Annotated in this window: 1 protein-coding gene and 2 pseudogenes; 1 reads left to right on the top strand and 2 read right to left on the bottom strand. The window is 53.1% G+C overall.

The genetic code is table 11. From position 1 onward, the window contains the following. Nucleotides 1-116: 116 nt before the first annotated feature. Nucleotides 117-1,009 (top strand): annotated as a pseudogene (locus ACR3FF_RS22450) (DNA polymerase domain-containing protein); the annotation flags it as partial. A gap of 385 nt (nt 1,010-1,394) precedes the next feature. Here the strand turns inward: ACR3FF_RS22450 and ACR3FF_RS22445 are convergent. Further along, nucleotides 1,395-11,552: a Tc toxin subunit A-related protein gene (locus tag ACR3FF_RS22445; RefSeq protein ID WP_458190373.1), complete on the bottom strand. Its 10,158-nt coding sequence runs from the start codon at nt 11,550-11,552 to the stop codon at nt 1,395-1,397. Between the two features lie 924 nt (nt 11,553-12,476). Next, nucleotides 12,477-12,590 (bottom strand): annotated as a pseudogene (locus ACR3FF_RS22440) (IS1595-like element ISHti5 family transposase); the annotation flags it as partial.

The following is a 12,590-nucleotide window of genomic DNA, read 5'->3' as shown; positions in this document are numbered from 1 at the left end:
ACCACTCGAGCGTTCTGCGTTCTTCGTCAGAGAGTTCGACAACGTGCTTCTTTCTGCTCATTCCTATAGAGAAGCGCTCAGAAAGCATGAACTAGCGGGTACAAACCTGAAGCTCCACTGAGGACAAGGAGCGTCGCGAGGAGTTGGAAGGTCAATCGAGTGCGATCAAGTGGATTTTGGTCTCCTGTTTCGGCTATCAGGGTTTTTCGAATGCGAAGTTCGGGCGGATCGAGTGCCACGAGGCGATCAACGCGTTTGCACGGGAGATTCTATTGGAGACAAAGACAGTGCTCGAGGAGCATGGGTGGCGGATTGTGCATGGCATCGTCGATAGCGTGTGGGTGACGCCGATTGAGGGAGAGGAACAGACGTCGCTGTCCGAGCTTGTGGCTGAGATTTCTGAGCAGGTGGCAATTCGACTTGAGCATGAAGCCCACTATGACTGGATTGCGTTCATTCCGTTGCGTGATTCGGATGCGGGTGCCTTGACGAAGTACTTCGGGAAGGTCGCTGGCGAAGATGAGTACAAGTATCGGGGCATCGAGTGTCGCCAGCGTAGTACGCCGTCGTATATCGATGCGGCGCAGAAGGAGATGATTCGAGCGGTGGATGAGTATCGTGATCCGGAAATGGTTTGTGAGGAACTGCGGTCGTGGGTGGATCGGCTTGAGCGTGGAGCGGTCGATCCGAATGAGTTGGTGATCACGAATCGTGTCTCGAAGAAGCGGGAGGACTACACGCAGTCAACGCGGAGTGTGGCGGCGTTGGAGCGAGCGGCTGATTTGGGGTTGGTGCCCCTGGTCAGAGTGTGTCGTACGTGGTGGTCGATGATGCAAAGCAGTCGCAGGAGCGGGTGCTATTGGCGGGTGAGGAGTTGAACGAGTATGATGTCGGGTTTTATCGGGAGTTGTTAGTTCGGGCAGCAGCGAGTGTAGTATCGCCGCTTGGGTGGCGTGAATCGGACATTGAGCAATTCCTCTCGAGTCATGACGAAATCAGTCTCAAGTAATTCACATGACAATAAACATTTTGAGGATGAGTTGGAGTTAACTGTATGAATATTTCGACTAGTGGGGTAGTGAAATTCTTCTTGATTTTCAGTCTCGTCGGGAGCATTGTCAACGAGCAGAGGATAGGCGCCTTGATCAGTCTCACCCTCCTCGTCCTCTGGTACGAGTGGCGAGAATCCAAACAAAATAATGGCCAAGACGGGTCTCGGAACAATCTCGAAGGCGAGGGAGAACCGACTACGGACTCTGTTTGACCGCGATTAGAATGGATAACGAGGAACCGTGTATTCAACCGAATGGTTGATCCGAGTGAGTTTATGATCCACTCAACAGGAGCCTGAGAATGTAAGTGAAAGAGGAGTAAAAATTGAAGATCTCGACCGGCTACTCTGGCCATTCGGAAGTACGGCCGGAATAGGTGAGCACGAACAAGATGTCCTCAATGATGTCCTGCTCAAATAGATCCCTGACGATCGATGTGTTCGGGAGTGTAAGCGTCCATTCTCCATCGACGCCGTTCGCCGTACTTGTGATCGCAGACAGGTTCAGTGCGCTCGGCTTACGCGTGCTCACCTTATTTTCAACGATACTTGCGGTACCGCCCAGTGGGCCGAAACCACTGCCGTCGTCGAAGGTAAGCGTGACCTCCGTCGTCGCAAGAGATTCGTCGTCTGGACCGATGAAATACATAAGAACGTGCTCAACGTCGACATCATCGAGGTTCGGCGGGAATTCCTCGCGTGAAGTGGTAAACCGCACAGTCATCGGCTCCGCACTCTGTTCGGGATTGTTCAGATCATACCACTGATCAGCGAACTCAGTGCGGAAGCTGTACGCACGGTCAGCCTCAATCTTGGGATCGAGTTCTTGGACGACCTTCTGACGGTAATCATAACTATTGAGCGCCGTGTAATTGATCGTGACGAGCACGTCGGTGATCGTGTTATAGTCGAACTGATTCGCCGCCTTCGGCATCCGGAATTCCCACGTCGTATCGACGCCCATGTTCTCGAACGGCATAAGCATCCCCTCCGATTCCGGCTGGAGTTCGTAGATCCCGCTATCGGCGAACGGTGCGCTGAGCGCGATAGTCTCTGGGAGTCGGGTAATCTGCCGTCTCTGGAAGATATCGCCGCCAGTGACGACCCGCGAAATGCCGCTCGCCGTGAGGGAGGCGTTGATGCCTTCCGGCGGAGTCAGCGCTACGACCGAGGCGCCGACGCGCTTGATGAGGCGGAGATAGTGGCCCGGGTGATCACGATCGAACAGCTCCATCGGCGTCGGGAAAGTGAGGACGCCCGTCTCGCGGAACTGCTGGAATTCGACGGGGAACAATTGTGCGAGCGAAATCGTCTTCTGGGCATTGAGCTTCCGTTCTGCGGTCTTGAACGCGTACTGATCAAGCTTGTAGACATCCTGGAGAAGTCGCGCGGAGCCAGTGAGCCCACGACGGTCATACTCTTCCTCGCCGGCGACGCCACCGACACCGGCGGACATATCCTCACTCGGCGGCTCCCAGTAGTCTGTCTGGATGAACCCTGCTGGGGGCTCTTGGCGCTCGAAGGCTAATTGGTTCTCTGCGAGTCTCGCCACTGCGTTCGCCTGCTGGAGGAAGTAGCGGTACACATCTTCGAGTATGCCGACCATCCAGCGGTAGAGTTCCTCGCCCGTCTCCTTGTCTTCGAGGAAGTTGATGATCTCCTCGGCGTGTTCTCTCTGGAGTTCGGCAATGTTCCGCTCCTGTTCGGTGATTTTGAGGCGGTCTTCTGCGAGCGTGATCTGTTGGTCGCCGATCTTGGCGTCGTGCTCGGCGAACGTCTTCTGCGTTCGCCACTCCTGTTCACGGCGGGCTTTGGCGGCTAGTACCCCCCGAACTCCGATTTCGGCTTCGAGACCCGCCGCGGTGGCGACGGCGACTGCTTCGACAGGAGCAAGCGCCGCAAGAACCGCGAACTGTGAAGCAGCAACACCTTTTTCCAGCCAATTTGTGGCCCCAACGTTTATTCCTGCATTTAGAACCTCGATGTGAGCCCTTAGAGCAGCAGCAGTGGTTCGAGCCGCTGCTACACCGTAATAGGCTGGTATCATGTACTTTTCGTGCTCGTTTAGCCCTTCGTCAATGAGAGCCTGATACGTCTCTGCTCGAAGTTCCGAGCCCTCTTTCTGGAGCTCTGCAAGGTCGATACCGTCTTCGGCCTCATTCACGCGAAGGTTTTGAAGTTTCACGCCCGCCTTGCTACTTTCCAGCCCGTGCTGAGCCTCCAACAGCCGATAAGCTTCGTCATCTGCACGCTCGAGCGCACGAAGGAGATCGGCCTCGATCTGCCGAGCGAGATTGAGGAGTTCTTTTGTCCGATCAATGAGTGTTCTGTAGCGGTACTGCGTCGGCTGGATATCGACCGTCCCGGGGAGAGTCAATTGCCCACTTGGGCTGATGCTCGGGAGGGCACTCTCGAGGTCTGTCGGCGCGGCATAGGGTTCGAGTTGTCGCTCCATACCCGCGATGTTCCGACAAGTACGGATCTTGAGAAGGTTCACCTCCGCCCGGAACTGGAGGGCCATCGGAATCGGATTGTTGGGGATGCAGAACCGCTCGACGTACGTTGTGAGGTCCATCGGAGGCCCGTCGATCGTGACATCGATATCTATAGGCGCAAACGATGCTCCGCTCCCGGAGGCTCGGTCATTGGTAGGTGGTGACCAAACATATCCGGCACTGACACGGTTTGCACCGCGCGCGATACTAGGTATGGTCAGTAGAGGAGAGTACAACTCTGAGAGTCGCCGGGTACGGTCGGCACGTTCTGCCTCGAAGTCGAAGGGATCAGTAGCAGTGGTTCGAGCGGATTTCGCCAGCGTTAACGCATCGTTTAGGTGAGTCTCGGTGAGTCTCGGTGAGGGGTCGTTATGCGTAGGATTGGGGAGTTTCTGGGCTGTCGCGAGAATCGCTGTTTCCCGATCAAGTATTTGTTCGTCTTCTTCCGTGCTTGAGGAGTCGTGTCCTTGCACTGAACTGGAGGCCCGTTCCCTGGATCGGGCCACCGTAATCCGTTCTAGCTCTTTGCCGAGTTCATCGATCCTCGAAGCTGCCTCCACGTAGGACAATCCGTCCAGACGGAAGTCTCTGGATTCCCCGCCGAGCTTAACGCTTATATTGGATATATTTCTGCCGTCGCCCTCCATCAGGGCGATGACGGTCCGACGTCGTTGCTCAACCGTTATCTTGAGTTCGCTACAAGGGCCGATTGGCTCGACTAGGTTCTCACGTTCGAGTATATCCAGCGCCGTTTCGTAGAGTTGGCGAGCTTTTGAAACGGATTCGACGTTGTCCTTCGTAAACTCCGAGTCAGCGAAGTCGAGAAGACAGCGAACAACCTCGAATACCGTGTAACGTATATACGAACCGGGGCGTTCTCTGGCGAGTCCATGGACATCTAATGGGTCGTCCAACCAGTACGTCGGCGTCTGTATCGTGTTTTCTTTATCGGTACCGGAGTCTTGCTGTAAGAAGGGGCAAATTTCGATAGGTTTCTTGGACGCGTAATCATAGACGGTTTGCAGCCAGTCTAGTGCCTCCTGGTACTGTCCGGATTTCTTGAGCTGAAGTCCGGCGTAGAGTGGTAGGAAATAATACGCTTCGTTGAGGTACGTTTGGAAGATCTCCGGACCAGAGGTCTCCTTGTAGAGAGTCTTAACCGAGGAGGCGTACTGCTTCGGATTCTTGATTGGAGGACCGATTTTCGGAATTACAACTTCGCCCGCGGAACTCAACGGTAGTTTTGGGAGAATCGAAGTTGCTCGTATGAGTTTCGATGTCGTGTTGGCATACGCGGTCTTGTAGTGGTATCGGTCGCCAACGAAGTACTTATACGATACCAGACGGGTATTTTCGCTGGACACACTAGAGGGAATTATTTGGGCACTCGTCCAACTTGATGGGAAAAATGACCCTTCAGTGTCCGCTGTGGAAACACTGAGATTCCCAGAATCAACGGCGATTTTTCTAACTTTAGGGTCGACATCGTAGAAGTACCCAAAGAGCGCGTTCTGAGCGGAAGCTTTTGTACCATGTAGAACTCCTTGCCAGGAAAACCCGTACGCTGCTTCTCCTTTGACCGAGACCACGGAATGATACTCTCTCGATTCGAGGGAATCGTCGGTGATCTCGTCACGCGTGTCGATCAATGCAAATACAAGACGTTCATCAATATGATCCGCTAGCTCGTCACGAGGTTGAACTCCCACTAAGATCCACTGAGTTGATTCGTCTCGGGGGTCTACTGCCGTCAGTTCCTCCAAACTAATCTCTTGAAGTGAGAACGGAAGCTGGAACCAATTGTAGTAAGCTTCCAATTCTGGACTCAGAACTCCAAAAGGAGTTTCTGAAAAAATATCAATAGTCGTTTCTGAACGTGATTTATCCTTATAGTTTTGATATGGGTCGCGGACTGACTTCCCTGATACTGGTAAATTTTCCCACGAAATACCACCTCCAGATGCTTCAGTATTGAGCAATCTGAGGTCAAATTCCCAATCCTTTTTCTGCGCGAGTGCAGCAGAAACCCATTCGTCTTCCTTAGGATCGTACGATACAATGTAAATGTAGGTACACACCTTTCTATGATAGTCTTCGATAATAACACTGCTAGGGTTGTCTGTCACTTCAAATTCGACAGGGTATAACGGATAAGCTGGATGTTTGTAGTGCAAGTCCTTTCCTTGGGAAACTTCGCGCTCATAAGCAACGGCGAGTATTGGATGCGGACCACTTTTTCCGACAACTAGGTTGTCTGAGTAGCCGTGTGGAAGCTCAATCGGCTGAGGAGCGAGTTCATCGTCGTCCAGCCACCGGTCTGCTTCTATATCATACTCCACGTAAACGATCTCACTCTCACTAGATGCGTACTTCTGGCGTCGCAGGAACAACCAGATGTATCGTTCCCGGGGATTCTTCTCACAATAGTCTGCTCCAATAATGTCGACATGCTTCGTGTCTCGTGGCATCGGAGGGAGAGGCATCCAGTGAGTTACATGATACCCTTTGTTTATCTCCCAATTTTTCGCAAAGTAGAGATCCGAGCCAACTTCTGCGAAAACGAAGTGGGTGTTGACGGTCTTTTGTTGCCCGGAAGCTGTAGTGACGGCACTCTCAGCCCAGCAACTCGCCTTTACATCGAGAGAGTAGATATCACTGAGGTATTCGTGATACGCTTTGGCCTGTTTTTCTACTTGCGTAGTCGTCGCTCCCTCATCGAGTGCATCTGTCATGTTTTCGAATTGGGGTGTCCGTTTCTCCGCTCGTCGAAGGGACGGTAAGAGGATGTTCTCCGGATAGAGGAATACCGCCATCGCTGCTTTCCAGGTGGCGTAGGATCCAATCCAGCGCCACCGTCTGTCGAAACTCTTATCCGACAGTTTGAACTCCGTGTTGGGGACTTTTACCCCGGTCCCGCTTCGAACCCCGAATACGAAGCCCTGGACGACGTTGATGGCCTGCCCGATCCGCGTCGTCTTCTGACAGCTGTCCGTCTCCATATCGACAAGGAGCCGGTCTGTCAGCCGTTCGGCACGGTATTCCGCACCCACCCGTCTGTCGCCAGCGACCTCTATGAGCGCATCGCGAAGCAGTGGGAGCGCCGTCTCCTCGGCCGAGTCCACTGCTTCCGCGATTGCCACCCCCACGCTGTCCCGCTGCTCGATCCGGGATTCAAGCAATTCGACCCAATCTCGGTAGACATCTGAATCGCGACGCCACGTAATCGTTGGATCGTCCTCAGAGAGGAGCGATCTCACTGTCTCCACGTCGTCTTCGTCTGGCAACTCAAAAATGTCCGGACTTACGATGATTCGGCTTTTCCGCTCCTCGCGCCGCCACTCGGGGAAAAGCAACGTTTTCCGAACTTGTACCAGTATCGCGAGCAGATCGTCACCCACTGCTCGATCGATCTCACCGTGCTCTTCGACGAGATCAAGAACATCAACGATACGAAGATACGCGCTTCGAGAGAGCAAAAGCTGTTCGAGTCGCGGTCCTACCTCGAAACCCTCCCTTTCGAGTTCGATGAGGGCTCGAAGGTCGTCAAGGGTTACGCCGATAGCGTTCGTGAGGAGTGTGTCGATATCCTCCGCTGGAATCGCTGTTTCGGAATCGGGGATATGGGTTTCGAGTTCCGTCCGGAGTTTTTCGACCTGCTCCTTTCGTTTGTTCCACAGACCGCCGGTATTTTTCCGCCTCTCCGAGAGAGGGTTCTCTGACTCCGACTCGTTGATCCGGGGCGCTCCGCGGTGTGTCGTACTGCTCGGAAGGACGATATCGGGGTCGAGATCTGGCGGTCGGTTCCGACGACGAAGGGCCAGTTGCCACTGCCGGTGTTTTGCCTGACTTCCGAGCCATGGCTGTATCTTTGCCTTTCGTGCTCTCCAGTACGGCCGTACGGACTTTCTGACTTCACCGGTATTAGGATCGGTCGCCTCTGATTCTTCTTCGCTGATCCAGTCGTCGACAACACCAGCTTTCCAGGTGCTTGTGAGGAAATCGAATGTCTCAGTAAGCTCATCCTCCGACGGGAGATACGATTCGCGTTCGGCTAGTTTCTCGGGTCTCGTTGCTATCGCGGTTAACGCCTCGAACCTGGCGATGAGTTCGTCCCCCTCATCGTCAGTCGAGAGATGTAGTTTCGTTGCCTCAGCTATGATCTCGGTCTGAAGTTCATCACCAGTATCCTCCAAGTCTTCCGCCCATCGAGTGAGATATTCGGTCCACGTTTTCGTGCCGGCGATCTCCTCTCGCAGGTCGGAGGGATAGATTTCGTCGAGTGCGTCATCAAGGCCATTCTCGCGATAGACTTCCTCGATTTGGAGCCGTTTCTCCTCGGACTCTATGTTCGACTCAGCCCCGGGTGTGACTTCTTCCCAGGCAGTCGTAAGGAAGTCTAACGCCTCCAGAATGTCCTCTTCCGTCGGAATGGTTGCATCGAGTTCGAGCAGATGGTCGAGTTTCGCTCCGATTTCCGCTAGTGTTTCGAACTCCTCTATCGTCAGGCGAAGCTGTTCTGCCTCCGTTTCGATTTCGGTGGTATCGGCACTATTCGATAGATCCTGTGCCCGCGTTGAGAAGTACTCGAGCCATGGCCGAGACCCGGTTACTTCCGCTCGGAGAGCGTCGGAGTATGTCGCCGCGAGGGCATCGTTGAAACCGGTAGTACTCGACCAATACGCTTCTTCGATCGTCTCCCGTTGTGCCCGTAACGTTTCTACTCGCTCCTGATATAGGGTTCTCGCGTCAGTCCCGGCGCTCGCCCAGTCTGGAAGGTCTTCCTTCGAGGTCTCCTCGGGGTCGATGAACGGCTTGTCCTCGAACTGCTCGTCGATTTTGGACGACCACTTGCCGTCGGTTGGGGGGGTCAGCGAGAGCCAGAATGCTTCGGGGCCCAATTGGACGCCAAGTTCTTCCTCTTCTTTCACCCAGATTGGTAGATAAAGGATACGCTTCTGCGCCTGAACCAGGATGGAGATCGCTTCTTCAAGTTCTTCCTCGGTGAGCTGGTCGCCTTGCTGACTCGTAGTGTGTTTGTGGTGTTTCTCGTGAAGATTCACGAGTCGGAGGAAGCTCTCGGCCGTGAGGTGCAGTTCGTTCTCGATTCGTTCTCTCGCCTGGTCAGCGAGTTCTGTTTCCTCTTGTGTCGCGTCATCATATTCTCCAGTAAGCAACTGTTCGTGAAGCGCGCTCAGTTCGGTGATGAGATCAGTTAGCCGGGGCTCGGTCTCGCCCTCTTCAAACTCGAGAAGTGTTGCCCAAGGACCAGTTGGGTGTTCGCCGTTATACTCGAACTGTTCTGTCATTTCGATAAGGGCGAGGTCGAATCCTTTCGTACGGAGGTCCGAAAGCTGACGGTCGACCCATTCTCTTCTGTTTATCCAGAGTTTGAACGCCCGATGGGCCATCTCGTCCGCCTCCGTAGTGGCGTTGGGGTCCGGAGTGCGGAAGTCGTCGGGGCCGATTACGTCAGGGTCGATGATCGGATATCGGGTACGCGCAGGATTATTCGTCTCGTGCAGTCCCGTAATCACCGGCGTATACGGGTCGACGGGGTGATCGACTCTTAGCCAGATCTGTCGGAGATACTCCTGTTGCCACGTGTGGATGTACGGTCGTTCGATATCGTCTTCTTCTTCGATGATATCCGACAGGCCGAGAAGGGGATCGCGGAGTTTGACCTCCCCGTCTGCATCGGCTATCGTCGTCGCTTGGTACCCGAACGTCTTCTCCAGGTCGAGTTCGGACAGACCTGCGTCCGTTTGGGGAGAAACTGTCGGATCGAATAGAAGGCCCGGCAAGTTGGTTCGATCCACACCAATACGATTTGCTAGCCGCTCACGCTCATCGTCGTCTCCGTTCTGGGTCACTTCCTGAATCTCTTCCCGTGAAGTTCCAAACTGATTCAGGAGTGTGTCGTAGACCGCCATTCGATACTCCGCGATGTCCGGGTCGCCGAGCATGAATTGCAGATTAAGACTCTCATGTGCGTGGATATATTCTAGCAGGACTTCGACGGCCAACCGAATATGCCGAATGCGTTCTTCGGCCGTCTCGCAACGCATCAACAGGCGTTTGAATTCCTGATGAAAGAGATTGGAAATTTCGTCAAGGGAGAGTTTGTCCCGGTCGGCAGTCACCGTGTCCAGCGCATAATCCAGCAGATATGTGAGGTACGCTCGAGGGCTCACCGCTAAATCGCATTCCTCGCACTCGCACTCCAGCGGAAGCGCTAACTTGTTTAGCATGTTTGCGCCCGGTGGAAGGTCTTTTTTCTCTAGGAAGGGGTCGTACTTCCGCAGCGTACGTAGATGAGCGAGTGTCTGTTTTAGGTACTTCCTCTCGGCCAACGCTGCCCAATGAATCTTTCTTGCTCGTGATTTGTCGATGACTTCCCCACTGGTGAGCGTTCGGACGAACTCCTCTTCGTCCGTCTCGGCAATGGCGAAGATATCTCGATACTTGCTATCGATTAACCTCTCGTTCGTCTCGATCTCGGTCGGCAGGACACTCAAGGCGGCGTGGGCCTCTAACCGATCAATCGACGTGGCATCGAGCACGGTCGTGATGCCATCGATGTCACGAATCGTCCCTCGTTCGCGGATATCTGCCAGCGTCTCGATTTCAATCTCATCACTGGAGAGGAAGTTTATTGCGTCCTTTGAGAGTCTGACCCGTGGGGAATGTTCGTTTTCAGGATTTAGTTCGTCCGGTTGTCCAAACGTCGTTTCGAGTGATACATCTCCAGGTCTGCGAATAGGCGCATCGACTTTGAGCGGCTTTTCTGTCTCGCTGTCAAGAGTAAGACGTTTGATTTGGGTCTCAGATCCATTAAAATCCAAGATACGAATAATTGGATGTAGTACTTCGTCGTCACCGTCTTTAGGTTGAAAGTACGTAAGAACGAATGTACCGTCATTGTTGTCTGAAATCTCATAAGAAACATCATCTGTCGAAGTGTCTATGAGTTCAAGTGTAAAATCACGAACCGGGTCGCCAGTCTCGGTGTCAATTAACTCAATGAGAACGTCCCGTTGTTCCAGTTGTCCTCGCCGTAGTCGCTTGCGAGCATACTCAACTTCAGTAACAATATCGTCGATTGAACCTTCCAGTTCGTCCAAAAATATAACCGCCCTATCATCCACCCCAGTGTCTGAATCACGGATAACATCCATGAGGATTTCTCTGATCTGCTCGCTGTCAGTCTCCAGAAGGGAGTCACCATTTAGCTCTAGGTCGCCTCGACCGAGTACGTACCCAATCTTCTGATTCAGACCGATCTCCTCAGCAAATCGAGTCGCTTCGACGTACAGGTTTACGTCCCCCTCGAGTGACTGTAGATCCTTCTGCAAGAACGCGATCTCCTCGTCTGAGAGCGCTGAGACTGCCTCCCCATTGAGAGAGGCATCGAGGTTCGATTCGAGTACCCTGTATTCGGAGGGTGTGATGCGTGTGCCTTCGCCGATCCGGACGTCGATCCTTGTTGTTACTCCAACGTTGAAAGCAATTTCTGACTCAGCGATCTGATTGCCGATAACGTCATGGACGCTGATTTGAATATCCGCCTCATCTTCTATCCCAAATTCTTGGTTGGGGCGACCGTCAGAATCACTGTCTACATAGGTGATTTCGTAGTTGCCGTCCTCGTCAGTCGAAGTACGGCCTAGGGCCGTTCGGCCTCGAAGATCTCGATCGTACGCAATAACCGATACACCGGCGAGAGGAGTACTACCACGTTTGATGGTTCCACTGACACCGAATTGATTTATATCAAGAAGTTCGACTTTGACCCCCAGATCCTCGAGATTCCTTCTCATTTCTTCGGCATCTTCGACTGACAGTTCTCGTTCGATAATATCCCGGTGATCGATGGCCCGTCTCGCACTTCGCCAATCAATCCCTAACTGGTTGTTGAGGAATTCGCGTATCTCCCTGCTATCTGCCTCCTCTTCCAGACCCTCTATTCGAATCCGTTTCCCCGTTGCCTCGATTTTACTTTCCCCCATAATCCCGACCCTCTCTAGTCGAGTGGTACGCTAGCGCACATCATAATCATGTCAGTAGTATTGTCAGGCAGGTTGTCCAGAGATTCTATACCGATCTATAGAAAGACAGTATTCGAAATCCTGATCATATGTGAAGAAGTAGAATATGATCAGAAAGAGTACAAAACCGACCCAATATTTTAATAGGATATGAGGTTGTGTCCTGGCGTATTGTCCGAGTTATTCATCACTTCATCTATTTCCAAATATGTCGATTCGAGATCGTGATCTAAAAATGATTTCGACGTCCGAAAGGTTAGCAGGTGGTTAGTCACTGAATTCGGCTACAAGGTTTGATTCGCCTGTGTTCAGGTGGGTGACGGGTCGCTCGGAGTCGAGTTAAACGTCAATTCTTGTGAGAATCTTCGCGTCGAATCGGATGTTCGATTCGACGATTCGTTCGCTGGCTCTATTGGAGAGAAACCGCGATGTCGGGCGTCGTTATCGAGGAGGTCGTGAGTGTACCTGATTTCGTACTACCCTTTTTCGTCGGTCGTAGTCATCCCAAGAACTGTCCGTTGCCGGAATGCACGTTCATACACAGTGACCGGTACATCGGAAGGGTTCCCATCACCGTGGTCGATTGCCTCCTCGGCAATACACTCATTCGGCTCGAAAAGGCTAACCACTGCCTCGAGTACCTCGTGTTCTGTTTGAGCTCCTCGGCTCCCTCCACTGATGGCTCTCGATTGATAAGTTCCCGATGATTGAGGGTATGTCTCACCTCGCTTCGACTGAGTCCGAGTCGCTCCCGAAGCCGCTCGCTTATGGGTTGGGTGTTCCCCTCCTGGGATAACCCCTCGATTCGAATGCGCATTGGATTCTCGGGGGTAACGGGCACTCAGTGTAGCTTCAACCGTGGTTTCGCTAGTTCTCTTCCAACGCTCATCTGTAGAAGTCAGTACTTAGGATCTGCTCGAACCAGTCGTCGGTGTTGAGGATCCAGCCCAAGAAGTTTAGATAGCCCTGTAAGTGGTGTTTTGAGACGCCTCGGAACCT

It is taken from the genome of Haladaptatus ordinarius (genome assembly GCF_054177595.1).
The sequence above is the reverse complement of the archived record's forward strand: the minus strand, read 5'-3'. Positions and strand labels throughout refer to the sequence as shown.

Coding starts and splice junctions, on each gene's coding strand:
- ACR3FF_RS22445 (WP_458190373.1), bottom strand. CDS start 11,552: ATGGGGGAAAGTAAAATCGAGGCAACGGGGAAACGGATTCGAATAGAG.